28 protein-coding genes are annotated in these 24,569 nt (G+C 70.7%); 14 read left to right on the plus strand and 14 right to left on the minus strand.

The genetic code is table 11. The features are described from left to right. Positions 1-151 precede the first annotated feature (151 nt). The gene (locus FB047_RS03775; protein ID WP_136585903.1) at positions 152-1,624 is read left to right on the plus strand and encodes a sugar transferase; all 1,473 of its coding nucleotides are present in this window, start codon (positions 152-154) and stop codon (positions 1,622-1,624) included. 56 nt (positions 1,625-1,680) lie between these two features. On the opposite strand, the gene FB047_RS03780 is transcribed toward FB047_RS03775, so the two are convergent. Beyond that, on the minus strand, positions 1,681-3,309 hold the full coding sequence (locus tag FB047_RS03780; protein WP_240752657.1) for a tyrosine-protein kinase domain-containing protein: 1,629 nt from the start codon (positions 3,307-3,309) through the stop codon (positions 1,681-1,683). Between the two features lie 313 nt (positions 3,310-3,622). On the opposite strand from FB047_RS03780, the gene FB047_RS17175 reads away from it, so the two are divergent. Further along, positions 3,623-6,094, plus strand: coding sequence for a LuxR C-terminal-related transcriptional regulator (locus tag FB047_RS17175; RefSeq protein ID WP_167494138.1), 2,472 nt, complete (start codon positions 3,623-3,625; stop codon positions 6,092-6,094). Here the strand turns inward: FB047_RS17175 and FB047_RS03790 are convergent. Both FB047_RS03790 and FB047_RS03795 read right to left on the minus strand, forming a co-directional pair. Continuing rightward, complete coding sequence (locus tag FB047_RS03790) at positions 6,069-6,323, minus strand: hypothetical protein (RefSeq protein ID WP_136585906.1); 255 nt, start codon at positions 6,321-6,323, stop codon at positions 6,069-6,071. The two genes, FB047_RS17175 and FB047_RS03790, sit on opposite strands and share 26 nt — an antisense overlap. Before the next feature lies 1 nt (position 6,324). Beyond that, positions 6,325-7,011 carry a DUF998 domain-containing protein gene (locus tag FB047_RS03795; RefSeq protein ID WP_167494139.1) on the minus strand — a complete coding sequence of 229 codons (687 nt, stop codon included), beginning with the start codon at positions 7,009-7,011 and terminating at the stop codon, positions 6,325-6,327. Positions 7,012-7,543: 532 nt separating this feature from the next. Between FB047_RS03795 and FB047_RS03800 the strand changes: the two genes are divergently transcribed. Continuing rightward, positions 7,544-8,938 (plus strand): coiled-coil domain-containing protein, encoded by a 1,395-nt coding sequence (locus tag FB047_RS03800; protein ID WP_205822651.1) that lies wholly within the window; start codon positions 7,544-7,546, stop codon positions 8,936-8,938. A 41-nt stretch (positions 8,939-8,979) separates the two neighbouring features. Continuing rightward, positions 8,980-9,918, plus strand: coding sequence for an aldo/keto reductase (locus FB047_RS03805; protein WP_136585908.1), 939 nt, complete (start codon positions 8,980-8,982; stop codon positions 9,916-9,918). A gap of 13 nt (positions 9,919-9,931) precedes the next feature. On the opposite strand, the gene FB047_RS03810 is transcribed toward FB047_RS03805, so the two are convergent. The 3 genes from FB047_RS03810 to FB047_RS03820 all read right to left on the minus strand — a co-directional run bounded on the left by FB047_RS03810 (position 9,932) and on the right by FB047_RS03820 (position 11,111). Continuing rightward, positions 9,932-10,213, minus strand: coding sequence for a hypothetical protein (locus tag FB047_RS03810; RefSeq protein ID WP_136585909.1), 282 nt, complete (start codon positions 10,211-10,213; stop codon positions 9,932-9,934). 93 nt (positions 10,214-10,306) lie between these two features. Further along, a complete protein-coding gene (locus tag FB047_RS16825; RefSeq protein WP_167494140.1) occupies positions 10,307-10,489 on the minus strand; it encodes a hypothetical protein in 183 nt (60 codons plus the stop codon). Between the two features lie 244 nt (positions 10,490-10,733). Beyond that, positions 10,734-11,111 (minus strand): DUF7882 family protein, encoded by a 378-nt coding sequence (locus tag FB047_RS03820; RefSeq protein ID WP_136585911.1) that lies wholly within the window; start codon positions 11,109-11,111, stop codon positions 10,734-10,736. 81 nt (positions 11,112-11,192) lie between these two features. Here FB047_RS03820 and FB047_RS03825 point away from each other — a divergent pair, with 81 nt between their 5' ends. Then, positions 11,193-11,759, plus strand: coding sequence for a MarR family winged helix-turn-helix transcriptional regulator (locus FB047_RS03825; RefSeq protein ID WP_136585912.1), 567 nt, complete (start codon positions 11,193-11,195; stop codon positions 11,757-11,759). Continuing rightward, positions 11,756-12,550, plus strand: a complete 795-nt coding sequence (locus tag FB047_RS03830) for a transglutaminase-like domain-containing protein (RefSeq protein WP_136585913.1) — start codon at positions 11,756-11,758, stop codon at positions 12,548-12,550. Before FB047_RS03825 ends, FB047_RS03830 begins: the two co-directional genes overlap by 4 nt. 94 nt (positions 12,551-12,644) lie before the next feature. Here FB047_RS03830 and FB047_RS03835 read toward each other — a convergent pair whose 3' ends face one another. Then, positions 12,645-13,337 (minus strand): alpha/beta hydrolase, encoded by a 693-nt coding sequence (locus FB047_RS03835; RefSeq protein WP_240752612.1) that lies wholly within the window; start codon positions 13,335-13,337, stop codon positions 12,645-12,647. 123 nt (positions 13,338-13,460) lie between these two features. Here FB047_RS03835 and FB047_RS03840 point away from each other — a divergent pair, with 123 nt between their 5' ends. Both FB047_RS03840 and FB047_RS03845 read left to right on the plus strand, forming a co-directional pair. Further along, entirely contained in the window at positions 13,461-13,709 is a 249-nt protein-coding gene (locus FB047_RS03840) for a hypothetical protein (RefSeq protein ID WP_136585914.1), read from the plus strand. Further along, positions 13,706-15,157 (plus strand): glycosyltransferase, encoded by a 1,452-nt coding sequence (locus FB047_RS03845; RefSeq protein ID WP_136585915.1) that lies wholly within the window; start codon positions 13,706-13,708, stop codon positions 15,155-15,157. Before FB047_RS03840 ends, FB047_RS03845 begins: the two co-directional genes overlap by 4 nt. A 151-nt stretch (positions 15,158-15,308) precedes the next feature. On the opposite strand, the gene FB047_RS03850 is transcribed toward FB047_RS03845, so the two are convergent. Continuing rightward, the gene (locus FB047_RS03850) at positions 15,309-15,524 is read right to left on the minus strand and encodes a hypothetical protein (protein WP_136585916.1); all 216 of its coding nucleotides are present in this window, start codon (positions 15,522-15,524) and stop codon (positions 15,309-15,311) included. A 329-nt stretch (positions 15,525-15,853) separates the two neighbouring features. Here FB047_RS03850 and FB047_RS03855 point away from each other — a divergent pair, with 329 nt between their 5' ends. After that, entirely contained in the window at positions 15,854-16,876 is a 1,023-nt protein-coding gene (locus tag FB047_RS03855) for a TerC family protein (RefSeq protein WP_136585917.1), read from the plus strand. Positions 16,877-16,990: 114 nt separating this feature from the next. Next, entirely contained in the window at positions 16,991-17,956 is a 966-nt protein-coding gene (locus tag FB047_RS03860; protein WP_136585918.1) for an LLM class F420-dependent oxidoreductase, read from the plus strand. A gap of 50 nt (positions 17,957-18,006) precedes the next feature. Here FB047_RS03860 and FB047_RS03865 read toward each other — a convergent pair whose 3' ends face one another. From FB047_RS03865 to FB047_RS17180, 4 genes are all read right to left on the minus strand, one after another. Then, positions 18,007-18,954: a helix-turn-helix domain-containing protein gene (locus FB047_RS03865; RefSeq protein ID WP_167494141.1), complete on the minus strand. Its 948-nt coding sequence runs from the start codon at positions 18,952-18,954 to the stop codon at positions 18,007-18,009. A 221-nt stretch (positions 18,955-19,175) separates the two neighbouring features. Beyond that, positions 19,176-19,553 (minus strand): PPOX class F420-dependent oxidoreductase, encoded by a 378-nt coding sequence (locus FB047_RS03870; RefSeq protein ID WP_136585920.1) that lies wholly within the window; start codon positions 19,551-19,553, stop codon positions 19,176-19,178. Further along, positions 19,547-20,089: a 2'-5' RNA ligase family protein gene (locus FB047_RS03875; RefSeq protein ID WP_240752614.1), complete on the minus strand. Its 543-nt coding sequence runs from the start codon at positions 20,087-20,089 to the stop codon at positions 19,547-19,549. Before FB047_RS03875 ends, FB047_RS03870 begins: the two co-directional genes overlap by 7 nt. 7 nt (positions 20,090-20,096) lie before the next feature. Further along, complete coding sequence (locus FB047_RS17180; protein ID WP_240752616.1) at positions 20,097-20,474, minus strand: DoxX family protein; 378 nt, start codon at positions 20,472-20,474, stop codon at positions 20,097-20,099. 169 nt (positions 20,475-20,643) lie between these two features. Between FB047_RS17180 and FB047_RS03880 the strand changes: the two genes are divergently transcribed. Continuing rightward, complete coding sequence (locus FB047_RS03880; RefSeq protein WP_167494142.1) at positions 20,644-20,937, plus strand: sigma-70 family RNA polymerase sigma factor; 294 nt, start codon at positions 20,644-20,646, stop codon at positions 20,935-20,937. 42 nt (positions 20,938-20,979) lie between these two features. Here FB047_RS03880 and FB047_RS03885 read toward each other — a convergent pair whose 3' ends face one another. Further along, positions 20,980-21,309: a DUF7882 family protein gene (locus tag FB047_RS03885; protein ID WP_136585923.1), complete on the minus strand. Its 330-nt coding sequence runs from the start codon at positions 21,307-21,309 to the stop codon at positions 20,980-20,982. Between the two features lie 186 nt (positions 21,310-21,495). Here FB047_RS03885 and FB047_RS03890 point away from each other — a divergent pair, with 186 nt between their 5' ends. Then, entirely contained in the window at positions 21,496-21,951 is a 456-nt protein-coding gene (locus tag FB047_RS03890) for a MarR family winged helix-turn-helix transcriptional regulator (protein WP_136585924.1), read from the plus strand. A 5-nt stretch (positions 21,952-21,956) separates the two neighbouring features. Here FB047_RS03890 and FB047_RS03895 read toward each other — a convergent pair whose 3' ends face one another. After that, the gene (locus tag FB047_RS03895) at positions 21,957-22,271 is read right to left on the minus strand and encodes a DUF7882 family protein (RefSeq protein ID WP_136585925.1); all 315 of its coding nucleotides are present in this window, start codon (positions 22,269-22,271) and stop codon (positions 21,957-21,959) included. Positions 22,272-22,347: 76 nt separating this feature from the next. On the opposite strand from FB047_RS03895, the gene FB047_RS03900 reads away from it, so the two are divergent. Both FB047_RS03900 and FB047_RS03905 read left to right on the plus strand, forming a co-directional pair. After that, positions 22,348-23,373: a glycoside hydrolase family 6 protein gene (locus tag FB047_RS03900; protein ID WP_136585926.1), complete on the plus strand. Its 1,026-nt coding sequence runs from the start codon at positions 22,348-22,350 to the stop codon at positions 23,371-23,373. 152 nt (positions 23,374-23,525) lie between these two features. Next, positions 23,526-24,485: a response regulator transcription factor gene (locus FB047_RS03905; RefSeq protein WP_205822653.1), complete on the plus strand. Its 960-nt coding sequence runs from the start codon at positions 23,526-23,528 to the stop codon at positions 24,483-24,485. Positions 24,486-24,569 lie beyond the last annotated feature (84 nt).

Consider the following 24,569-nt stretch of genomic DNA (forward strand, 5'->3'; position numbering starts at 1 on the left):
GCGGACGTCGGCGATACCTCACCCCTGCCGAGCGGGTCGGCAGCGGCATCGTCGATCCCGACGTCGATGGGACAGTTCCCGCGCCCACCGTCGTATCCATGCCCGGCCGACGGCTTCTTCAGGACCTCGGGGCGCGGTCCGCGGAGCACAGATGAATCCTTCCGTCTCACTTATCGACTCACCTCGACCGACAACCCACCTCACCACGGCGGAGCCTTCTCACCCCCGACCCTGGCCACGCCGATACGCACGGCTCCTCGGAGCGATCGATCTCACGGTCGTCGCGGCGGCCGTCTTCGGGTCACAGGTCCTCTGGCTCGGGCCTCATCCCGTCGATGTCGCCTCGTCGTCCGTGGACTACACGACCCTGTCGCTGATCCTCACCGTCTGCTGGTTCGGCGCCCTCACCGTCTGGGGATCCCGTCTCCCGCGGAGCATCGGGTACGGGGTGCTCGAGTACCGACTGATCCTCGCGGCATCCTTCCAGCTGTTCGGGGGCGTGGCGATCGTGGCCTACCTGACCGGCGCCGACGTCTCCCGCGGGTACTTCCTCCTCAGCCTCCCCGTCGGGACGGCCTCGCTGCTCGCGGGGCGCGCGGTGTGCAGAGTGTGGCTCCGCCGCCGTCGCCGCCTCGGCGCGATGAGTTCTCGCGTGGTCCTGGTCGGCGGAGCCGAAGAGAATGCCCGCGTCGCCGCGGAGCTGGCCCGGCAACCGGCCGCGGGGCTGCGAGTGGTCGGAGTGCACGAGATCGCCGCCGACAGCCGCTCGGCATGGGACGACGCCCAGGCGGACGCGTTGCGTCGTCGGCTGTCGGATCTCCGGGCCGACAGCGTGCTCGTCTCCGGTGGGGCTCTGCTCGAAGCGCGGGACATCAGGCGCATCGGTTGGGGGCTGGATCCCGGCCGCGAGCACCTCATCGTTGCGGTCAACCTCACCGACGTCGCGGGCCCTCGACTTCACACCCGCCCCGTCGCCGGGCTCCCCCTCGTCCACATCGAGACCCCGCAGTTCTCGGCGACGCAGCGCATCCTCAAGCGCACGTTCGACATCATCGGGTCGGGCGCGCTCCTCCTCCTGCTCGCGCCGCTCTTCCTCGTGCTGGCGCTCCTCGTACGGGCATCGGGCCCGGGGCCGGTCTTCTACCGCCAGGACCGCATCGGACAGGGCGGGCAGCGATTCGGCATGCTGAAGTTCCGATCGATGGTGGACGGCGCCGACGCGCGCTTGCAGGAACTCCTCGCGGCGCAGGGACGAGAGGGCACTCCCCTGTTCAAAGTGGCGAACGACCCCCGGATCACCCCGGTCGGCCGATGGCTCCGCAAGTATTCGCTCGATGAACTGCCTCAGCTGATCAACGTCATGGCCGGCCAGATGAGCCTGGTCGGCCCGCGGCCGCAGCGCGACGCGGAGGTCGAGTTCTACGACGACGACGCTCACCGGAGACTGATGGTTCGCCCTGGTATGAGCGGGCTCTGGCAGGTGAGCGGTCGTTCCGCCCTCGCGTGGGACGACGCCATCCGGCTCGATCTCTTCTACGTCGAGAACTGGTCACTCGTGGGCGATCTGACGATCCTCGCGCGGACGTTCAAGGCTGTGCTCGTCCCCGGCGACACCGCCCACTGACGAGACACGCGAAAGGCGCCGGCCATGAGGCCGGCGCCTTTCGCATGCGCAGCGTCTCAGGACGTCGTGCGGCGTCGCCGCTCGGCGCGCGGCGCGACAGTGGCCACCGTCGTCGTTTTTTCACTCGACGACTCACCCTCGGCCCGTGTCGATGTCCTCCGCTGCGCCAGCGTCCGCAACCCGCTGACGTTCTCGGGCTGCACGTCCGTCGAACGTCGACGGGCGCCGGCGGACTCGGCGGGGATCGAGGCGTCCGCGCCACGGCGTCGGCGACCGAACAGCCCCCGCTTGCGCCCCTCGTCCCGGGGCGAGCCGTATCCGTAGTAGCCGCCGTAGCGACCGCCGTAATAGCTCGAGTCGACGCCGCGGAGCGGGACCCGGTTGAGGACGACCCCCAGGAGATGCCCCCGGGTCTTTCCGATGTTCTCCGCCGCGCGCGACAGCATGTCGTCCGTGGTGCGACCGGCCGTGACGACGAGCACCGCGCCGTCCGCCCAGCTCGCGATCACGGCGGCGTCGGCGACCGCGAGCGTCGGCGGGGAGTCCACGATGACGACGAGGTCCTCGGCGAGCTTGCGGACGAGCGCCTGCATGCGCTGCGAGCCGACCATCTCGCTGGGGTTGGGCGGGGTGCGTCCCGCGGCGACGACGAACAGGCTCCCCTTCTCGTCGACCTGATGGGCGACCTGTTCGATCTGCGCGCGACCGGCCAGCACGTCCGAGAGGCCCACGTCGTCGGAGAAGCCGAACATGCCGCCGAGGACCGGGCGTCGCAGGTCCGCGTCGACGAGGATGACGGCCTGCCCCGTGGCGGCGATGCTCACCGCGAGATTGGCTGCCGTCGTCGACTTGCCGTCGCCCGGAAGCGGGCTCGTGATCACCATCACCCGGGCGGGCCTGTCGACGTCGACGTACTGCAGGTTGGTCCGCAGTTCCCGCATCGCCTCCTTGTGGGCGAAGGAGCCCCGCCCGTCACGGATGTCGTCGAAGGAGAACACGGCGCGACCCGAGGCCAGGTCCTTGTCGACGGGGAGGATGCCGACCACCGACGCGGCGATGGTTCCGGTGATGTCGGATGCCGATCGAATCCGCCGGTCGAAAGCTCGACGGACGAGGGCGAAGACGATCCCCGCGACGGCACCGACGAGCGCGCCGATCGCGATGTCCAGCTTCACGTTCGGAGAAGACGGCGCGGTCGGCAACCGCGCGGAGTCCCCCGCGATGAGCCGGACGGCACTCTGACCTCCTCCGCCCGACTGGAGCTGATCGACCTCCGCGGTCATCCCGCGGATCCACGCCTCGGCGAGATCCCGCGCGGACTCCGGCGTCGGACCGGTGGCATCGACGCGGACGTTGACCGTGTCGACGGGGTTCGACACCTTCACACGCTGCACGAGCGCCTCCGGACTGTCCGGGAGGCCGAGATCGGACTTCGCGGTCTCCGCCACACTCCGCCAGTAGCCCATGTCGATGAAGGACTTCACCTTCGACAGCGCGAGCTGATCCCCGGCCAGGGCCGCACCGGTCGACCCGTCCGACGCGACGGCCGCGACGTAGCCGCTGGCATCCGCGGTGTAGACCCGCGGCTGCACCGCACTCCAAGCCAGACCCACGAGACCACCCGCGACCGTCAGCGCGACGATCGCCTTCCAATAGGCGCGCAGGATGCGCACCACCCGCTGCATGTCCACTCGAGTCCGCCTTTCCACGCCCGACGGCGAGCCCCGTCGAGACGTCCGCAGCATAGGCACGCTCGACGAGGGCGTCGGGACGGCCGGTCGCGCGCGACCGACGGGCGAGTCCGCACCGAGCGGTGGGGGATGACGGAAAGGGTGATGCGCATGGGGTGAGAAGGGGATGACGAGAGGGATGAAAGAGCGCCGTTCGGTCCGGATCGACCCCTGCCTCACCCCCAGGATCATTCGTGCGTGGTCGGCGACTCGTCGAACGCACGGGTGTCCGTCGAAGACGCACCCGGGTTCCGGACTGGAGGTACCGATGCTCATCGATGTGGACAGGCTGCCGACGAACGCTCGTTCGAATCGTCGCACGAGCCGCTTCTGGACCCCTCGGGCGGCGACCCTCGCGCGGCTGCACGAGGCGCTGACGGCGGACGTGGTCCTCGTGCGCGGACCCGCCGGCGTGGGGAAGACCTCGCTGCTGCGTCAGTTCGCCACGTCACTGGAGGACGACACCGAGCGGGGCGTGCAGCTGATCGACGGAGCCCACGCGGCAGCGGCATCCATCCCGGACGTCCTCGACGCGTTCGCCGCAGGGCCTCCGATCCACATCCTCCTCGTCGACAACTTCGCCGAGGATGCCGGGCTCTCGACCGAGGATCTCCTGGGCATGCTGCGCAGCGATCCGGCCCTGCGCATCATCGTGGCCACGCGCCTGTCGACGGGGTGGGAGAGCCCGCTCGTGGCTCTGGAGTTCGACGTGCAGGTGATCTCGCCCGAAGACCTGCGGATCACACGCGACGAGCTGGCCACCGTCCTCTCGCTGAACGGGGTCGAATCGTCCGAGTCCGCCATCGACGCCCTCGTGGATCTCACCTACGGGTGGCCCGCTCTGGGGCAGCTCGCCAGCGCGCACCTGCGCCTGGAGGGGATGGCGCTGCGGACGCACGACGACGCGGTCTCGGCCGCGCGATACGCGGTCTCCGCTCTCACCACCGACATGGAACAGCGACTGGGCCTGCCGGTGACCGACGAGATGCGACTCCTCGCCGTCGCGCCCTACGTCACGGCACCCCTCGCCGAGGCGATCGGCATGGACACCACGACCGTCCTCTCGCGCGACCTCCTCGCCCGGATGCAGAGCGCGGGGCTCGTCTGGCCCGGCTCGATGCGCGTCACCCTCGCGGAGCCGATCCGGGCGCAGTGGCTGAGCGACATCACCGCCCGAAGCCCGCAACTCGTCGCCGCCGCCCAGCTCCGTCTCCTCGGGCATCTCGTGGAGGGCGGGGAATCCCTCCTGGCGGGGCGCCTCGCCGCGGATGCCGGCCAGTGGAGCACTCTCGCCGGGGTCCTGCGGGCATCCGGGCCTGAGATCTGGGCGCGCGACCGGGAGACCTTCGACCGGCTCGTCGCATCGCTGAGGACGGGCGCTCCTACCGAGCCGCGCGTGGTCGACGCGTTGCTGGCACTCGACCCCGAGACGGCGATCTCCTCGGAGACCCCCGCGCACGTGGTCGGGGCTCTCGGGCGACTCCCCGACGCCAAGAGCGCTGCAGCCGGCAACGTGGAGGCGCTCATCCTCCGGGTGAGCCTCCTTCGCGCCGCGGGTCGGTTCGCGCTCGCGACCGAAGCCGCGGCCCTGCTGTCCGACGCCCTGCGCCGCCGCCGGGATCTCCAGGGCGAACTCGTCCACGAGGGCTGGTACCAGGTCGGCATGACCGCCTTCGCCATGGGCAAACTCCGCGACGCCACGCTCGCGCTGGGGCACGCGGAGCGGGCGGCGCCCCCGGCTCGGCAGATGCGGGCCCGTGGCGCACAGGCCGTCATCGCCCTTCTCGAGGGCGATGTGCGCGGTGCGCGAGTCCTGATCGAGGAGAACCGGGAGGACCCGTGGTTCTCGTCGCCGTGGGGCGAGGGGATGCGTATCGCCGAGGCGTGGCTGCTCCTGGAGATCGGCGACGCCGCGACGGCCCGGGCGCGATTCGACGCGACGACGGCCACGCAGGGCGGACGGGAGCTGTGGCCCTTCGCCGCGTCGGCGCACGCGTTGTCCTTCCTCCTGTCGGGCGCGGCATCCGATGCTCTCGGTCTGCTGCGGGCGTGGACGGCACGAGCGCGCAGCACTCCGCCCTCGCACTTCCAGTCGACCCACATGCTCACGGCCCGCGCGAAGGTGCTCATCGCGTTGCGGCAGGCCCGCAAGGCCCTCGCCCTCTTCGAGGGCCCGTTCGCCCTCTCCCCCGCCACGGCACCGGCGATCGCGCTCTCGCAGCTGTACGCCGGGAGGACGCACGAGGCGTTCGTTATGAGCGTCAAGTGGGGCTTGCATCACGAGCCGTCCGCGCGCGCCGCTCTCGAAAGCCTGGTGGTCAGCGTCGTCGCCGATGTCCGGTTGAACGGGGTCGACGCGCACCGCACCGCGGTCCAGCGGGCGGAGGCGCTCAGCACGCGGCACGACCTGTGGGGGCCGTGGAGCGCGGTCGCCCCCGAGGATCGGCACCTCGTGCTCCGGATGCTGTCACCCGCGGCTCGCGCCGAGATCACCGAGCGCGCGTCGTTCTTCGCGTCCTCGGTGAGCGTGCCGCACCTGACCAAGCGCGAGCAGGTCGTGCTGGCGCACCTCACTCCCACCTCGACCATCGCCGAGATCGCGCGCGCTCTCGTCGTCTCCCCGAACACGGTGAAGACGCAGCTGCAGAGCCTCTACCGCAAGCTCGAGGTGTCGGACCGCTCGAGCGCCATCCGCGCGGCGCACGCGTGGGGACTCATCGAGAGCGACGGCGAGGCGTGACAGGGTGGTCGCGGCGTCCGCGCCGCGACCACCCCATCGCCAATCGAACGACGAAGAGCAGGCCGATCGCGATCAGCACGCCCGGAACGGTGAGCGGCACCCCCGCGCCCTTCAGCACCGTCACCACGACGAGAAGGGCCGCGACGGGAAGCAGGATCCCGGACAGTCGCCGGATCCACCTCAGTGCGACGGATGCGTTCCGCCGAGGGTGCGGGGGCCTGTTCGTCACGTCAGCGGCCTCGGCGCCCGCTCGCGGCCGCACGGTGCTCGATCGCCACCTGCGATCCGAAGATGCCGAACCACGTGATCGCCAGCGTCGCCGCCGTGAACTCGAGGTTGCCGCCGAGCACCGTGTCACCGCGGAACAGCGCGATCATGGCCCCCGTGAGCGCGGTCGCACCGACGGCAACGAGAGTGAGCACACTCGCGGCCCTCATCCACGGGCGCCGACGGAGGGCGGCGACCTGGCCCATGGCGACGATCGCGAGGACGAAGCCGACGACGGCGAACGTGATGTGGATGAGATCCTGCGGCAGCGACCCGTCGGTGAAGGGCACCGGGCAGCCCGGTGAACAGGTGACGGCGGAGGCGACACCGAAGCACAAGCCGCAGAGGAGGAGGGTGGTCGCCACGGGCCAACCGACACGATAGAGGCCGCCGTCTCCCCGCAGCGCGCGATCGACGAGCACCGCGGCGATCGCGAGGAGCAGCAGCGCGGCGTTGAAGAGGGGGGCGGTCGGCATCCCCGTTGCTCCGAGCTGGCTGACGTAGTGGACGCTCGGGTCCCACACCCGGCAGACCCAGATGAGCGCCGCACTGACGAAGGCGGCGCCGGCTCCGATTCCGGCCTGCACCCCGGACCGACCCGCGACGCGGGGCGGCAGGATGCCGGTCGGCCGTTCGACGGTCTCGGTCATCGGGTCCTCCTGGATCGGGCTCCGCAACATTACCGTCTCGGCGTCGTCGGGCCCGCGGAGCACGGGTGATGTCCCTCGTGCGGTGGGTGATTTCACCGCGGACGCCGCGGGTCGGTTCTCCCCGGGGAGGGATGCTGGGCGAGCGGGCAGAGCGAGAGCGTCGTCGTGTGAGCCGGGGGGCCGCGCGAAGGACCATCGCTCTGCCCGCCCCTCGATGACGCCCGCCGGGGAAACGCCCAGGAGGCGAGCGGATGCCCCGACCCGAGGCGAAGCCGGGGATGAAAAACCCGCCCCTCGCGACGGCCTGCGCGATGGCGGCTGCCAGAGTGAAAGCGAGCGGACGTCGAGTGGCTCTCCCCCAGAACCTCACTCTCCCGTACCTCTGCTCATTCCTGGATGCGCGGCCCCGGCCACGGCACCCGGCTGTCGGGCCGCGCATCCTCTGAGAACCTCCCCCGAACACCTCCGACCGAAACGACCGGTGGGGTTGAATCGGAAGGCGCAGGGGGCGCGAACACCGAGGAGGAACCCCGTGACCGATCGAGCCGACAACGATCCGAATCGTCCCGACGACGACCGCGTCGACGACTCCTCGACACCGGATACCGAGCTCGATGCCCTCCTGAGGTCGATCGACGGAGACGACGGCCCCGTCTTCCCCGTCGGTTTCCGCGGCTACGACCGCGATGCGGTCGACGAAACCGTTCGAGAGCTCGGCGAGCGGCTCCGTCGCAGCGCCGAGGACGCCCACGACGCCAAGCTGCGCGCAGAAGCGGTCTTCGCGCAGCAGCGAGCGGAACACGATCAGGAGCTCGAAGAGGCGGCCCGCCGCCACGCCGAGGAGAACGGTGCTCTCCGCGAGCAACTGCGCGAGGCATCGGCCCGCGCCGCGGAGGCGGAGACGCAGATCTCCGCGCTGTCGAGCGACTTTGCCGCTCGACGGGGCGACGATGACCTGGAGCAGGGTCGTCAGCAGTTCGATGCGATCCTCCGGGTCGCGGAGGAACAGGCATCGGTCCTCGTGCAGAACGCGGTGGGTCAGTCGGAACGGCTGCTCGCGAGCGCCCACGACGAAGCCGCCTCCATCCGCGAAGAAGCGCTCGCCGAGCAGACCCGCCTGCGCGCCGAGGCGCAGCACGACGCGGATCAGATCCGACTCCGCGTCGAGACGGAGGCCACCGCGCACACCGCACGGCTCGAGAGAGAAGCCGCTCACGCGGCCGAGCGGGTGTCGCAGGCGGAGCGCGAAGCCCTCGCCATCCGCACGGAGTCCGAGAAGGGCGCCGCGGCGCTGCGATCGCTGGTGTCGCGCGAGACCACTGACCTCCGCGCCAAGGCGGAGCGCGACGTGCGCGAGATGACGGCCCGGGTACTCGAGTTCGAGGAGTCCCTCACACGCCGGCAGGACGAGGCGCAGCAGGAGTTCCTCGTGCTGCACAACCAGGCCGTCGCCCACGCCGAGCGCATCACATCCGACGCGACCGAGCAGGTCGAAGCCGCTCTCGAGCACGCTCGACGCATCGCCGCGCGCGCGGACGACTACGAGCGTCTCGCCCGCGCGCAGGCGCAGCGGACCGAGGCCGACGCTCAGGTGCGTGCCCGCGAGATCCTCGACGAGTCGCGTGACCGCGCGCAGAAGATCGCCGACACGATCACGAACCACGCCACGGGCGTCCTCCGCGACGCGGAAGACCGCACACGGGACCTCCGCTGGCAGCAACAACAGCTCGGCAGCTTCATGGCCGAGATGAACGAACTGCTCCGCGCCGCTCCCCGCGGCGCCCGCGACGGGCTCGCCTTCGACGAGACCGGCACCGATGAGACCGGCACCGACGACACCCACACCGTCGAGCGCGATCCGACGGCGGCGGACGCCCCCTCCTCGCCCGAACGCTCGGAAGAGACCGACGACACCCCGGAACGCTGACACCGGGCCGCGGTCGGGCGTCACCCGGCTAGCGTGGGGTGATGCGCAGTGTTCCCCTCGGCCCCTCCGGTCTCACCGTCCCGAATGTCGTGGCGGGGATGATGCGGATCGATGACAAGACCGACGCGGAGGTGCGCGCCCTCTACGACGCGGCGCGTGAGTCCGGGATCGATTTCTTCGATCACGCCGACATCTATGCGAAGTCCCTGCACTCGGCCGAAACGAGGTTCGCCGAAGCTCTGTCGCTGAGCGCCGGCGAGCGGTCCGAGATCCGTCTGCAGACGAAGGCGGGCATCGTGCGCGAGGGCCCGTACTTCGATTTCTCGTACGAGCATCTCGTCTCCTCGGTCGAGGAATCGCTCCGGGCCTTGCGCACCGACTATGTCGACGTCCTTCTCCTGCACCGACCCGACGCGCTCGTCGAGCCCGACGAGGTGGCCCGTGCGTTCGATCATCTCGAGCAGTCGGGGAAGGTGCGCGCCTTCGGCGTCTCCAACCACACGCCCCGGCAGATCGATCTGCTGCGCACCGCGGTCCGCCAGCCCATCGTGGCCAATCAGGTGCAGCTGTCCATCGCGCACGCGCCCCTGGTCGTCCAGGGCCTCGCCGCGAACATGGAGACGGCACCCCAGTCGGCGGTCCTGGACGGCGGCGGGCTCGTGGAGTACTGCCGCATCGAGAACATCACGCTGCAGGCCTGGTCTCCCCTGCAGGGCACGCGGGGCGGCGGCGGTGTCTTCCTGGGCCACCCCGAGTACGCCGAGCTCACGCGGGTGATCGACGATCTCGCGAACCGCTATCGCGTGACTCCTCTGGCCATCGCCGTGGCCTGGATCACGCGGCATCCGGCGAGGATGCAGGTGATCCTGGGAACGACGACGCCTGAGCGCGTGCGCGACGCGGCGGAGGGCTCGGACCTCTCACTCACCCGGGCGGAGTGGTACGCGCTGGTCCGCGCGGCGGGCTACATCGTCCCCTGAGGACCGCTCCGGCTCAATCCCCGCGCCGGCGACGCCGACCTCGCGAGATCACCACGATCGCTCCCACGACGACCACCGCCGCTCCGATCAGCGGGATCAGCACGAAGGCGAGACGCCCGGCCTCCGCCTCCGAGTCGGGCTGGGCCTGCTCGCCGACGACGGCGGAAGAGGAGTCCGCGACGATCTGCGTTTGCGGCGCGCCCCGCTCCGCCGCGGTGGCGAGGGGCCCCGGTGCGAGGGCGATCGAGGCGGCGAGAACCGCGGAGACGAACAGGGGGGTCTTTCGAGTGAGCACAGCGCTCCCTTCGTCGGTCCCGTCACGCTATGCGCCGCGGTGACCGTGATCCGGGTGCTGGACGGCGAGGCCGAGTCCCGCTATGCGCCCGCGTCACTCGCCTAGGCTGAGGTGGTCGGACGGCAGGAGGGGAGACGCGATGCCTCGATATCGGCGCCCCCTCGGTGCGGTGCTCAGCGGCGTTGCGGCGGTCGTGGCCGCGGTGCCCACGCTGTTCTTCCCGGCCGATTCCCCCACCGAGCCGAAGCTCGCGCTCGTGGGCGTGGGAGCGGTCATCTTTATCATCGCCATCGTGCGGATCCGGACCGAGGGCGCTGGATCCGATGTCACCACGACACCGGACGACGTCAGTGGGACGACGCAGCCTCCGGCGCCTCGGCGGTGATCACGGAGATGGGCTCAGTGGGCAGGTCCCACGACGCGACGGGGTTCATGCGGATCTTTCCTTAGGGGATGACGCAGCGGAGAGCGCGGAGCACGGCCCTCGATGAGCCGCCCGCGCGGGCGGCGGGGAGATGGTTCAGGCGGCGCGCGCGAGTGAGCGCGTGGACGCGCTCTTCGGCGAGCTCGACCGCGTCGGTGCGACGCCGACGGCGGGCTCCTCGACGGCGATGTCGAGGCTCAGGCCTCGCGAGGAGTTGGCGTCGTTCGCCATGCGCTTGAGGAGGTTCTGATCCAGCGTCTCCGGCTGCTCGGAGTCGAAGACGAAGCGCAGCGGGATCGACGGCTGCAGCCAGATCGTGGAGCGGCCGACGGGCTGATCCGCGCCGTGGACCCAGGAGAGGGTGAAGCTCTCACCGCGGCGGAGCTTGGTGGCGACGACCACCTTGACATGCGCCAGCAGCCGGTCGTCGATCTGAATCGGCTCCGTCGTGGTGCCGTAGAAGAGCTTCGCCATGATGTGACCCCTTTGCTCGTTGCTCACGGATGAACTTACTAGGTAGACTAGCGAATAGGCAAGCGAGATATTAGGAGCGAGATGAACACCGACACGCCCTCGCCCCCGTCCTACTGGTACAGCGACAGCGCCGACGACGAGCGCGGTGCGCGGATCATGGAGGCCATGCGCGCGTACCGTTCCGCCGAGATGGCGATGCGTCGGCGCACGCAGGAGTCCATGGCGATGGGCGAGAACGAACTGCTCGTCCTGCGCCATCTCACGCGATCCGCCTCCGAGGGCTCCGTGGTGACGCCGATCGATCTCGCTCGGCATCTCGGCGTGTCGACGGCATCCATGACCGCCCTCCTCGACCGTCTGGAGAAGTCCGGGCACCTGCAGCGCCACCCGCACCCGTCCGATCGGCGCAAGGTTGTGGTCACGAGCACGACCCATGCCGATGAGGAGATCCGAGACACCCTCACCGCCATGCACGCCCGGATGATGCGGGCGACGCGAGGGATGAGCGAGTCCGAAACGGCGGCGGTGACGCAGTTCCTGACACGGATGCGGTGCGCCGTCGCCGACCTCTGCGCCGTCAGTGGGACGTGCTGCCCCGAGGCGGCGGCCACCCGTGCCTCCCCTCTCGAACCGGATGCGGCCGCGTGAGGGCACGGGTCGGGGTCGAGCTGATCCTCGACGTCGAGCGGGAAGCCGACGTCGTCCTCTCGATCGTGCCCGCCGACGGATGGGCCGTCGAAGAGATTCTGACCGTCCGCGCCGACGGCCACGACGTCACGGCCAGCGCTCTCGGCGACGCTCACGGGACCCGGGTGCACCGGGCGCTCCTGCCGCCCGGACGCACCGTCGTCTCCTATCGCGGTCTCGTGTCCAGCCCCTCCACCCCCGCCCCGTCGGACGATCTCGACGCGGTCCGATACCTCCGGCCCAGCCGTTACGCCCCCTCCGACGACCCCCGATTGGCCGACGATGCGTCGGTGGAGGCGGAGTCGGCTCGCGAGGCGGTCAGCGAGATCGTCGAACGGGTCGCCGGTCGTCTCCGCTACGTCTCCGGATCAAGCGGTCCCGCGGACACCGCTCTCGACACGCTGCGCGAAGGCGCCGGGGTCTGCCGCGACTACGCCCACGTCACCATCGCTCTGCTGCGGGCCGCCGGCATCCCCGCGCGACTCGTGTCGGTGTTCGCCCCCGGGCTCGAGCCGATGGACTTCCACGCCGTCGTCGAGGCGTTCGTCGAGGGGCGGTGGGAGGTGGTGGATGCCACTCGCCTCGCGCCGCGCGCGCACTTCGTGCGCATCGCGACCGGCCGTGACGCGGCCGACACCGCGTTCCTGACTACCCTGTCGGGGATCGCCACCCTGGCCTCGGTCGAGGTGACGGCCGTGGCGCTCGGCGACCTTGTCGCCGAGGATCCCGAGGCCACGGTCCTGCTGCGCTGAACCTCCCCGGGTCGGAGGGGCTCGGCATCCTGATACTCGCCGCACGGCGAGGCCGCGGCCGGAGGACGGATGCCGACCCCCCGGCGCGGGCCGCTCATTCCGCGGCGCGAACGATCTCCGCGACCACGCGCGGGTCGGCGAGGACACGGAAGTGCCCCCCTTCCGCGAGGCGGACGTTGCGCGCTCCGGCGAGCTCGCTCCCCTCGGGAATGTGCGGATCGAAGGGGCCGTAGACCGAGACGATCCGGGCGTTCGCCTCCGCGGCGGCAGCGAGCGCGCGCATGGTGGCGTCGCCGGAGGCGAACGCGCGAAGAGAGGGGGTCGGCATCAGTCTGCTGTAGCGCGATCCGCCGAAGGGTGTGGCGACGGCGACCATCGCGCGGACGCGCGCTCCCTCCGGGGAGAAGGCCAGGAGGTGCTTTCCGATGAGCCCACCCTTGCTGTGGGCGACGAGCACGACGTCGTGGAGGTCGTGCGCCACGAGGAAGGCCCCCACGCGCTCCGCGGACTCGGCGATCGGACGGCGGTTGCCGCCCAGCTCGACCACGGCGTGGACCGGGTGCCCGCGCGCGTGCAGGACGCGGGCGAGCGGCTCCAGGAAACGCCACGTCTCGTAGATCCCCGGCAGAAGGACGATGGGCCGCCCCTCCCCCTCCGCGAGGGATGCCGCGATCCCCCGCCCCCGGATGGCACGGGCCTGCGCGCGCACGGCGAAGGCGTAGTCGCGCACCCACCACGAGAGATCGCGCATCCCGGTGCGCACGGCTGCCACGGCATCCCTCGTCATCCGTCCATCCTGCGGTGCGCGGCCCGCGCGCCGGGCGGGGTTGCGGACGGCGACGCCGCGCACGCGCGCGCGCCGCGCGCAACCCCGGGATCGCGGCCACCGGGACCGCCCTAGGGTGAGGCCATGGACATTTCGGACATCCGCTGGAACGAACCGGCGCGGCAGAAGATCCTCGACGACGCCGACGGCGTGTTGCGCGAGGCCGTCGTCGCGATCGCCCGCGAGAGCGACGGGATCTCGTCGGACGAGGCGTTCGCGCAGATCAACGCGCGCATCAAGGACCGCTTCATCGACTACGAGCCCGGCCCCGACATCCGCACCTACGCCGATGCGATCGCGGCCGGAGAGATCCCCACCGACGACGCCGGATGACCCGGGGGTCGATCCTCCCCCACGGGCGCCAGTTCGTCCTGACGTGGGGGATCCCGAGCGAGTACGGCGGTCTGACGGCCGCGCTCCTGCAGCGGTCCCGTCTGTTCGCCGAGCGCGGCGGCATCCCGGTGCACGTGCTCACGTGCGACGACCGCGACGACCGCGCCGCTGTCGCGGCGGAGGTGGAGCGCCGCGGCGCCCTCGCGGAGGGCGTCGGCATCACCAACCTGTGGGACTGGCTGCGCGAGAACGATCTCCGCGGGCGGCCGGTGGGGGCGGGCTCCGGCTTCTCCCCCCTGTCCGACGACGCCGACACGCGACGCGAATACTCCGGCGGCATCCTGGTCCGGCGGATCCGGACGGATGCCGACGGCGCCGTCCGCCAGATCGACCATGTGCGCGACGACGGGACGCTCGCCGTGAGCGATCGCCGGGACGTCCCGCACTCGTCCGGCCGCCCGCGCCGCGTGATCGTCACGTGCGACGCGAGCGGACAGCCGCGCTCCGCCTGGCGCGGGGTGCGGGAGCTCTACGCCGCATGGCTGGACCGGCTCACCGCGGGCGAGCGCTCGTTCGTCCTCGTCGACAGCAAGGCGATGGCGCGTTTCGCCGCCGGCTACCGCCGCCCGGGGGTGGTCGTGGTGCACGTCGTCCACGGGTCGCACCTCACCGACGACGGCTCGGCGATCCGCGCCTCGCGAGCGGAGGTGTTCTCGCGCCTCAGCGCCTTCGACGCCGTCGTGTTCTGCACCGCCCGACAGGCGGGTGACGTCCGTCGCCAGGTCGGGCCCGCACCGCTGCTGGCCGTCGTGCCGCATCCGGTCGCGCCGGTCGACGGCGTCGACACCGCGCGGCACCGCGACGACGCCGTCGTGCTCGCCCGGCTGGAGCCCATCAAACGCGTGGAGGACGCCATCGACGCGGTCACCCGCGCTCGCAAGGTCGCTCCGTCTCTCGAGCTCGACGTCTACGGGGACGGTCCCGCCCGCCCGCGACTGGAGGGACTCGTCGGAGACGGCATCCGTCTGCGCGGGTTCGACCCCGCGGCGCGGGAGGCCCTGAGCGATGCGTCATTCCTGTTGATGACGAGTCGCTCGGAGGCGTTCTCGCTCGTGGTCGCCGAGGCGATGGCCGCGGGTTGCCTTCCGATCGCCTACGACGTGCCGTACGGCCCCCGAGAACTCATCGCCCACGGCCGTACCGGATGGTTGGTCCCGGCGGGCGACGTGCAGGCCCTCACCGACACGCTGGTGCGGGCGGCATCCCTCGCCCCCGACGAGCTCTCGCGGATGCGCCGCAACGCGGTCGACAGGACGCGCTCCCTGGACGAGACCACGGTCCTCACCCGGTGGGCGGTGACGCTCTCGCGTGCCGCTCGTCGGCACCGGCTGAGGGAAGCGACCTGGCGATTCCGCGAGGTGCTTCGGCGCCGTCTTCGCATCGGCTGAGAGCCGGCTCGTTTCCGCCCGCCCGCGCGTACTCTTCTTCTACCCGGCCCCGGCATTCGCCGGCGCGGATGACGTCGATCCGGCGTCCCCGACGACTCCCGTCCGTCGAGCCCGTCCCCCACCTGGCTCCGGACGGGAGTCGTCGTCCGGCTCAGCGGTCCTCGCCGTAGCCGCGGATGCTGCGGAGGTCGTCCTTCAGGTCTTCCTTCGAGGCATCGCCCGGGACGATGTCGCTCTGCGGCGCGTCGTCCTGCACCGCCGCGTCCGCGGCCTGCTGCTCGCGGGCGCCGTCCTTCTTCTCCTCCACCGCGGCGTCGGTGGCCCCGTCCATGACGGGAGCGTCCTGGGTCTCTTCGCGTTCGGTCATCGTCGTCCTCCTCGGAGCGGGTCGTGATCGGCATCCTGACCCCCTCGGGGATCCGGGAGGCGGGGCTTGCGTCGCCGTGTCCCAGGTGCTTCGCGATCTCGCCCCGGGGCGGTCGCTTCGGTGCCCGGATAGCACACGCGCGCGGACGACGTCCAGCGAGGGAATTTCCAGCCGCCTCCCGTAGACTCGTCTCAGCAAGGGGAGTACTCCCACCGCGACGATCTCGTCAATACGGTCCACGCCATCGAGGACCCGGGACGTCGGCCCATCTCGCCGGGTGGAGGAGACCTTGGTGTCTTGTCGTACACCTGTTTCCCTTGGAGGCCGTCTTGGGCGTCACACCCTTGATCTGGATCATCACCATCGCGATCACGATCGCGTTCTTCGTCTTCGAGTTCTTCGCGCACGTGCGCAAGCCGCACGAGCCGTCGATCGCCGAGTCGGCCCGCTGGTCGGCCTTCTACATCGGCCTCGCCCTGCTCTTCGGCGTCGGCATCGGCGTCGTGTCGGGCTGGACCTACGGCGGCGAATACTTCGCGGGCTACCTCACCGAGAAGGCCCTCTCGATCGACAACCTCTTCGTGTTCCTGATCATCATGACCGGGTTCGCGGTGCCGAAGATCTACCAGCAGAAGGTGCTGATGATCGGCATCGTCATCGCGCTGGTCATGCGCGGAGCGTTCATCGCCGTCGGCGCCGCGCTCATCGAGAACTTCTCGTGGATCTTCTACATCTTCGGCGCCCTGCTGCTCTTCCTCGCATACCGCCAGGCGTTCTCGCACGGTGAGAGCGACCCCGCGAACGGCAAGTTCATGCGGTTCGTCCGCCGCGTCCTGCCCGTCAGCCCCGACTACAACGACGACAAGCTGACCGTGAAGAAGGACGGCAAGCGCTTCGTCACCCCGATGCTGCTCGTGATCATCGCGATCGGCTTCATCGACCTCGTCTTCGCGGTCGACTCGATCCCCGCGATCTACGGGCTCACGAACGAGGCGTACATCGTCTTCACCGCCAACGCCTTCGCGCTCATGGGCCTGCGGCAGCTGTACTTCCTCATCGGCGGGCTGCTCGAGCGTCTCGTCTACCTCGCGCAGGGGCTGGCCGTCATCCTCGCCTTCATCGGCGTCAAGCTCGTCTTCCACGCCCTGCACGTCAACGAGCTGCCCTTCATCAACGGCGGCGAGCCGCTGCTGTGGGTGCCCGAGATCCCGATCTGGTTCTCGCTGCTGTTCATCGCGGCCACCGTGGCGGTCGCGACGATCGCGAGCCTCCGCAAGACCCGCAACGACGACCGCAAGAAGGAGCGCGAGACCTTCGACGGAGAGAAGGTCATCCACGCCCCCGAGGACTGAGGTCCGCACGAAGGGTCCGCGGCATCGCCGCGGGCCCTTCGGCGTTCCTGCCGCATCCGCGCGGCGAGCGCAACCCCGGCGAGCGCCCTCACCGGCCGTCCTACCGTGGCCGACATGACGCGATTCGGCTACACCCTCATGACCGAGCAGAGCGGCCCGAAGGCCCTCGTCGACTACGCCGTCGGTGCCGAGCGCGCCGGCTACGACTTCCTGGTCTCGAGCGACCACTACTCGCCGTGGCTGACCAGCCAGGGCCACGCCCCCTACGCGTGGACCGTCCTCGGAGCGGTCGCCCACGCGACCACCGATGTCGAGCTGATGACCTACGTCACCTGCCCCACCGTGCGGTATCACCCCGCCGTCGTGGCGCAGAAGGCCGCCACGCTGCAGCTACTGTCCGACGGACGGTTCACCCTGGGCCTCGGCTCGGGCGAGAACCTCAACGAGCACGTCGTCGGCGAGGGATGGCCCGCGGTCCACGCGCGGCAGGACATGCTCGTCGAGGCGATCGAGATCATCCGCGCCCTGCACACCGGCGACCTCGTCACGTACGACGGCGAGTACTTCCGCGTCGACTCCGCGCGCGTCTGGGACGCGCCCGACGGAGGGGTGCCGATCGGCGTTGCCGTGTCCGGGGAGCACTCCATCGAGCGGTTCGCGCCCCTCGGCGACCACCTCATCACCACCGAGCCCGACGGCGACCTCATCACGGGCTGGGACGCCCACCACGACGGCGCTTCGCGCAAGATCGGCCAGATCCCGATCAGCTGGGATCCCGACAAGGATGCCGCGATCGCGCGCGCCCACGACCAGTTCCGCTGGTTCGCGGGCGGCTGGGCCGTGAACGCCGACCTGCCGACGCCGGCGGGCTTCGCCGGAGCGTCGCAGTTCGTCCGCCCGGAGGACGTCGCCGACTCGATCGCCTGCGGTCCGGACCTCGACGAACTCGCCGAGAGCGTGCGCCCGTTCATCGACGCGGGCTTCACCGACATCGCGATCGTGCAGGTGGGCGACGAGCAGCAGCAGCGCTTCGTCGACGAGATCGCCGGGCCCCTCCTCGAGAAGCTGCGCGCGCTCTGACTCGCGGCGGGGCGTGCCGGCGGCGCGCCCCGTCCGTCAGCGCCCCGCCCTCAGCGGCGGAGGTACCCCGCTTCGACGACCCACTGCTCGAGCTTCCACGCAGGAAGACGGAAGACGCGCGCGACGGCGACCGTCGAGAACCCGCCCTCGACGACGGCGGCGACGGCGAACTGGCGCAGCGAGGCGAACTCACGGCCCGCCAGCGCGCCCTCCCGCAGATCCGCGAAGGTGCGGGGCTGACGGCGGGTGTCCGCGCCGGAGGCGGTCAGGACGTACGGCGACGTCTCGTCGACGGGATGCCGCACCGGCGAGGCGACCACCTCGGGGGCGCCGTGCGGAAGAGTCGTCTGTCTCCGCGCGGGCTCGACGGGAGCGACCGGGGCCGACCCCCACCGCTCGACAGGGCTCTGCGCGGGGACGACGGGGGCGCCCACCGTCCCCCGGGAGGCGAAGGGCTCCCCCTCGGGTGTGGTCGGCGCAGCGGGGGCTGCTCCCCACGGCGCAGGAGGGAGGTCCCCGTCCCGCGCGAACCCGATCGGGGACACGACGGTGTCCGCCCGCGGAGCCTCCGGCATGGTCGGCGCGGCGGGGAGGTCACCACCCCAGATGACCTCGCTCGGCACCACGTACGGGCTCACGGCGGGAGCGGGCGTCGCGGCGAGCCACGGGGCCGGAGGGAGCTCGCCGCCCCACACCACCTCGCTCGGCACGACGTACGCGCTGGTCGGGGTCTCGATCGCCCCCTCCCCCGCGGAACGCGCGGGGCCGCCGAACAGCTCCGCGATCTCGACCTCGAACGTCTCCGCCAGAGCGACCAACGTCGCCAGCGAGGCCGTCGTGCGTCCCGCCTCGATCGCGCGCACGCGCGATTCCGACAGCCCCGCCTCGAACGACAGCTCGAGCAGCGTGAGTCCGCGTTCCTCACGAAGCCTGCGGACGCGGTCGGCCAGGGTGCGCAGGACCTGGTCCAGGCGCCCGTCGTGTGAATCCATCGTCATCCGGCCAGGCATCCTCGTGCGGTCTCGGCGGGAGTCGCCGCGAGGCGACCGTGCGGCGGTGACGGGCGTGACGTGGTGCCGGACATCTCTTCATCTCCCTGTGCCGACGACGCAGCGGTTCCGTCCGGGGGAAGACGGTCCACGATATCGCGCGCGCGCACGCGGAACCGTCATCTTTCGCGCGACGACACGCGAGACGTCGCGACGGAACCCCGCCCGGGTCAGGAGCGCAGGCTCGCCGAGCCCAGGACACGCTCCACCGCGATCTCCAGTACGACGCGGTCGGGGTTGACGCGCGGCTGGCGGTACCGGCCCGCGTAGAGCCGAACGGCGTGGGCCACGGCATCCGGATCGTCGCTCACCCGGGCGGGTCCCTCGAAGCTCAGCCATCGCGCTCCGTCGACCGAGCACACCGAGGCGCGACCGCTGCGCTCGGCGTTCACGAACTTCTGCGTGCCGCGCGAGCCGATGACGCGGACGACCCCCTCTTCATAGGTGAACCCGACCGGAACGGCATGGATGCGACCGGAGCGACCGATCGTCGAGAGGGTGGCCAGATGGTATTCGCTCACGAAGGCGAGGGCGTCGGCGGTCAGCACCCCTCCAGCGTGCCATGAGTGACCACGTCGGAGACGGTCTTCGTCGCCGTCTCCCAGCGCCGGATGCCGACCGCCACCACGTCGCGCTCGGGCGGGGCCTGCTGGGCCAGGACGTCGAGCGCCTCCCCCAGCCGGTCGAGGGGCACGCGCCGCGCGAGCGTGACGTGCGGCGTCCAGGCTCCCGGTCGCGTGTGGTCGACGTCATCGCCCGCCCCCGCGACCTCGTGCACGCGCGCGTGCAGTGACAGGAGCGCCGCCGACGGCACGACCGACCGGGCGATCACCCGGGAGCGGCCCGCACCGAACAGCACCGGCGCGCCGAGCGTCATCGGAAGGGGGAGACCGTCGGCGAGGAGCGCGCCGTCGAGGTTCGGCAGCGACCCCCGCACGAGGAGCGTGATGTGCGGGCGGTTGCTCGCTCCGGTGTGGCGCGCCTGGCTGGGCAGATCAGCCGCGAGCAGGACGTCCCACTCGGCGCGGATCGCCGCATCCGACTCGGCGTCGAAGACGAGTTCGAGGCTGACGATGTCGCTCACGGGCGTCTCACCGCGTCGACCACCACGCGGCCGCGACCAGCGCCGGCTGGAAGAAGAGACGACCGAATCGCTTCTGATCGGTGTCGAGTCCGAAGGCCGAGCGCCCCTTGCGCCACTGGTCGATGTTGCCCGGGAAGATCGCGACGAAGAACGCCGCCAGCGCGGCGCCGATGCGTCGTCGTTCCTTGGGCAGCGCGAGCAGGGCGAGCCCGAACGCGGCCTCCACGACCCCGGATGCCACGACCACCGCGTCGCGATCGAGGGGTCCCTTCTCGACGAGGGCATCGGGAACCTGAGCCTGGAAGTCCCGCCGCGCGAAGGTGAGGTGGGAGATACCGGCGAACATCATTGCCAGGGCGAGGGCCCAGCGCACGAGCGACTTCATGACAGCACGCTAGGGCGCGAGCGGGTCGGTCCTCGCGGGCTTGACGGGCGATGCGGGATCCCTCTTCTCCCGCGGGGGCGGCGCTAGGGCACGCGTCCCGATTGCGCAACCCCCGGCCTCGGACGACGCAGCGAGGTTGACTGTGAACACGGCGGTCGAGGAGGTGCCCATGACCATGACGGATGCCGAGTCCCCCGCGACCCGCGAGGACGATCTGGACCAGCTGCTCGTGCGAGCGGCTTCCGGCGACTGCGACGCGTTCGTCGCGTTCTACGACGCCACGGCGCCGCGCGTGTACGCCATCCTGCTGTCGCTCACGGGAGTCGCCGACAAGGCGGACCGCATGCTCGAGGGCATCTACGTCGAGGCGTGGGAGCGCATGCGCGGGCGCAACGCTCCCCCGTGTCCCGGCATGCAGTGGGTCTCGGCCATCGCCCACCGGCACGCTTCCGCCCGCGCCTGAGCGTCAGGGCCTGAACGATCCGACCGCGGCGCGGTCGAGAACTCAGGGCACGTCCGCCGCTGCGGGAGCGGCGTCGTGGACGTCGATGTCGAGCGTGAGTCCGCTCGACGAGTTCGCCGAGTTCGCGTACGCCTGCAGGAGGGCGGGATCGAGCATCTCCGGCTCGACGGAGCCGAAGACGAATCGCAGGGGGATCGACGGCTGGATCCAGATGGTGCTGCGGCCGGCGGTTTCACCGGACGGATGCCGCCACGACATCGTGAAGCTCTCGCCACGCCGCAGCTTGGTCGCGATGACGACCTTGACGTGGGCGAGGACCCGGTCGGGGATGTGAATCGCGCGCTCGGAAGAACCGTAGAACAGAGAGCCCATCAGCTCCTCCTTCCGAGGATGCCAGCTTCCGTTATTTTACTAGATTGCCTAACTATCACCAAATGAATTCGCGGGAAATATGCGGAAGACGGACTTCTTGGACGGGGGCGGGAAATAGTTTGGACATCTGGAATCTCGGCGACCTAACTAGAATGACGCCACGGGGGCCAGACCCGGAGGAGACGCATGACGATCGAGACCGCACACGACCCCGCGACGACCGCTGCGCAGGCGGTCGAACGTCTCCGCCTCGCCGAGGCTCGCCTGGCGCGTCGTCGTCAGACCGAGTGCGGGCCGAGCGAGAACGCGCGGGCGGCGATGCGGCTCATCCTCGAACGCGCCGACGCCGGCACCACCATCACGCCCACCGAGATCGCGCAATCCCTCGCGATCTCGACGGCCTCGGTGACCGGCATGCTCGATCGGCTGCACGCCGGGGGGCTCATCGGATTCGTCGCGAACCCGGCCGATCGGCGCAGCAAGTTTGTGGTGCCGTTCGATCGCGACCTCGACCCCGACGCGATCGACCCCGTCACCGCCCGCATCCGCGAGTTCGCTCTCGACCTGCCCACCGACACGGCGGGACAGCTCGCGCTCTTCCTCGACCGCGTGCGCGAGGTCGTCGATGCGGAATGCCGCTGACGGCCTCAGGGGGCCGAGATCGTCTCCGGCTCCGGCTCGTTCGTGATGACCAGGCCGTGCGCGGAGCTTGCCTCGTTCATGAGGTCGTCGATCCACCGGCGATTCAGCTGCGGGGCCCGGCTGCCGTAGAAGTGGAACACCAGGGGAATCGAGGGCGAGATCCAAAGGCTGCGCGTGCCACTGCCGTCGCCGAGCGGGAAGTGGAACATGAACGGCTCCCCGCGGCGCAGCTTGTTCATGAAGACCATGCGGAGGTGGGAGAGCGTGCGGTCCTCGATATCGAACGAGTGACCCAGGGTGTTGTAAACCAGTTTTCCCACCAGAAGAGACTACAACCCTTCACCCGGTTAACTACCCCGCCGTCACCTTCTCGACACCTCAACTAGAGTGCTCACCGTGCCCCGACTCCCGCGATTCACCCGCCCTCGGCGCCGCGTCCCGCGCGCCGTTCTGGTGATCCTCGCCGTGGTCGCGCTGGTCGCCGTGATCGCGGCGATCGCGCTCGTCGGAAACCTGGTGAGCACGCTCTTCCAGACGCTCGCCGCTCGCCCGCCGGCCGTCGACACGCGCATCGTCGCCCCCGACGAATCGAAGGCCGCCCAAGCGGCGCAGTCCGCGGAGGGCAGTGCCGACGAGCAGGCCGCCGCGCAGTGGCTCGCTGCGCAGCCCACGACGTATTGGCTCACCCCGGAGATCGACCCCGTCGACGAGGTGTGGGACCGGATCGCGCACCTCGCCGCCGAAGCGCGCGACCAGGATGCCGCCCTCTCCGTCGCGGTGTACGGCCTGCCCGACCGGGACTGCGGAAACCACTCCGCGGGGGGCCTGGATCCGGACGCCTACCGCGCGTGGACCGCCCGCATCGGCGACGCCCTCGGCAACGCCTCTGACATCCAGAAGATCGTCGTGCTCGAACCCGACAGCATCGCCCTCTCGTCGACGTGCGGCAGCCCCTCCGACCGCGCCGGATATCTGAAGGATGCCGTGGACAACATCCGCGGGATCAACACGTGGATCTACCTCGACGGCGGGCATTCGTCGTGGCATCCGGTCAGCGAGATGGCCGACCTCATCCGCGCCACCGGGCTCCTGCCGGACGTTCGCGGAGTGGCGCTCAACGTCTCGAACTATCAGGACACGGCAGCGGAGTTCGCCTACGCCCACGCCCTCTCCGACGCCCTGGGCGGAACGCACGCCGTGATCGACACCTCGCGCAACGGCGCCGGCCCCGCGGGAAGCGAGTGGTGCAATCCCTCCGATCGACTCGTGGGCAGCCCCGGCGGCTCGTTCGGAGACGGCGTCGTCGACACGAACCTCTGGATCAAGCCGCCCGGCGAGAGCGACGGCGAGTGCAACGGCGGTCCCGTGGCCGGAACCTGGTGGCCCTCCGCGGCCGCAGAGCTCACGCGCGAGCAGCGCTGACAGCTCCGCGACTTCCCGCCTTCTGGTGCGGGGCGGGCGACTTCGTCGCGAAGTGTGTCAAGATTGCGCTCGTCGCTGTGCCAAGCGACGGACACCGTGTCTCGGGGGAGAACGCGGGCACGATCTCGTGCGAAGCCGGAAGAGTGGGTGAAATGAGCGACAGCTCCGAGTTGCTGAAGACCGCGGTGATCGTCGAGGACGACCCGGACATCCGACACCTCCTCGTCGAGGTCCTCGAATCGGCCGGTTTCTCCACCGTGTCGGTCGGGAACGGTATCGACGGGGTGCGGGCGGTCATCGCCTACCAGCCCCTCATCACCACGCTCGATGTGAACATGCCGGGCATCGACGGGTTCGAGGCGGCACGCCGCATCCGTCAGCAGAGCGACACGTACATCATCATGCTGACCGGCCTCGAAGAAGAGGCCGACGTCGTGCTCGGGCTGGGCGCCGGAGCCGACGAATACGTCGTGAAACCGTTCCGCCCGCGCGAGCTGCGTGCGCGCATCGAAGCGCTGCTCCGACGCCCCCGGGGCGGAGAGGCGCAGCCGTCCGCCGCGCCCCGCCAGGACAGCGTCGGTCCGTCGTTCCCCGCAGCGCGTCCCGACGTCGCCACCCCGCCGCCCGCGGCGCCCGCCCCGGCACCGAGCGCCGCGGTCATCGTGCCGTCGTCGCAGGGACCCGAGCCGCGCACGGCTCCCGCCCCGGCGGCCGCGCCACGCACCGAGCTGGTGCCGCGCCCTGCGGCCGGAGACCTCACCCCCACGGGGGGATCCTGGGTCGCGCATCGCGATCTGCAGCTCGACCCCGACAGCCGTCTGGTCCGTGTCGGCGGGGAGGAGCTCGATCTGACCCGCACGGAGTTCGACCTGCTCGCCACGCTCATGGAGTCCAAGCGGCGCGTGCGCAGCAAGGCCGATCTCACCCTCGTTCTCCGAGGGGAGTCCTACGTCACCAGCTACTTCGTCGGAGAGGCCGACAAGCGCGCGATCGAGGCGCACATGACGAACCTGCGCCGCAAGCTGGGTGACAACCCGGCCAACCCGCGGTACATCGAGACCGTGCGCGGCGTCGGATACCGACTCACCTCGGAGTTGTTGGCGGCTCCCTGAGCTCACCCCCGCGAAATAACGGATGCCTCGACCCTCCCCAGGGCCGAGGCATCCGTGTCTCTGATGCGTTCGGGCGCGATCAGA

It is taken from the genome of Microbacterium hydrothermale (genome assembly GCF_004854025.1).
GTDB lineage: Bacteria > Actinomycetota > Actinomycetes > Actinomycetales > Microbacteriaceae > Microbacterium > Microbacterium hydrothermale.

Bases quoted from the DNA above. Each gene is read 5' to 3' on its own strand.
- FB047_RS03885 (WP_136585923.1), bottom strand. From the start codon at position 21,309: ATGGGCTCTCTGTTCTACGGTTCTTCCGAGCGCGCGATTCACATCCCC.
- FB047_RS03825 (WP_136585912.1), top strand. From the start codon at position 11,193: ATGAACACCGACACGCCCTCGCCCCCGTCCTACTGGTACAGCGACAGC.
- FB047_RS03845 (WP_136585915.1), top strand. From the start codon at position 13,706: ATGACCCGGGGGTCGATCCTCCCCCACGGGCGCCAGTTCGTCCTGACG.
- FB047_RS03835 (WP_240752612.1), bottom strand. From the start codon at position 13,337: ATGACGAGGGATGCCGTGGCAGCCGTGCGCACCGGGATGCGCGATCTC.
- FB047_RS03905 (WP_205822653.1), top strand. From the start codon at position 23,526: ATGAGCGACAGCTCCGAGTTGCTGAAGACCGCGGTGATCGTCGAGGAC.
- FB047_RS03840 (WP_136585914.1), top strand. From the start codon at position 13,461: ATGGACATTTCGGACATCCGCTGGAACGAACCGGCGCGGCAGAAGATC.
- FB047_RS17175 (WP_167494138.1), top strand. From the start codon at position 3,623: ATGCTCATCGATGTGGACAGGCTGCCGACGAACGCTCGTTCGAATCGT.
- FB047_RS03865 (WP_167494141.1), bottom strand. From the start codon at position 18,954: ATGACGATGGATTCACACGACGGGCGCCTGGACCAGGTCCTGCGCACC.
- FB047_RS17180 (WP_240752616.1), bottom strand. From the start codon at position 20,474: ATGAAGTCGCTCGTGCGCTGGGCCCTCGCCCTGGCAATGATGTTCGCC.
- FB047_RS16825 (WP_167494140.1), bottom strand. From the start codon at position 10,489: ATGACCGCTCCCACGCCCACGAGCGCGAGCTTCGGCTCGGTGGGGGAA.
- FB047_RS03820 (WP_136585911.1), bottom strand. From the start codon at position 11,111: ATGGCGAAGCTCTTCTACGGCACCACGACGGAGCCGATTCAGATCGAC.
- FB047_RS03850 (WP_136585916.1), bottom strand. From the start codon at position 15,524: ATGACCGAACGCGAAGAGACCCAGGACGCTCCCGTCATGGACGGGGCC.
- FB047_RS03860 (WP_136585918.1), top strand. From the start codon at position 16,991: ATGACGCGATTCGGCTACACCCTCATGACCGAGCAGAGCGGCCCGAAG.
- FB047_RS03795 (WP_167494139.1), bottom strand. From the start codon at position 7,011: ATGACCGAGACCGTCGAACGGCCGACCGGCATCCTGCCGCCCCGCGTC.
- FB047_RS03880 (WP_167494142.1), top strand. From the start codon at position 20,644: ATGACCATGACGGATGCCGAGTCCCCCGCGACCCGCGAGGACGATCTG.
- FB047_RS03890 (WP_136585924.1), top strand. From the start codon at position 21,496: ATGACGATCGAGACCGCACACGACCCCGCGACGACCGCTGCGCAGGCG.
- FB047_RS03775 (WP_136585903.1), top strand. From the start codon at position 152: ATGAATCCTTCCGTCTCACTTATCGACTCACCTCGACCGACAACCCAC.
- FB047_RS03805 (WP_136585908.1), top strand. From the start codon at position 8,980: ATGCGCAGTGTTCCCCTCGGCCCCTCCGGTCTCACCGTCCCGAATGTC.
- FB047_RS03780 (WP_240752657.1), bottom strand. From the start codon at position 3,309: ATGCAGCGGGTGGTGCGCATCCTGCGCGCCTATTGGAAGGCGATCGTC.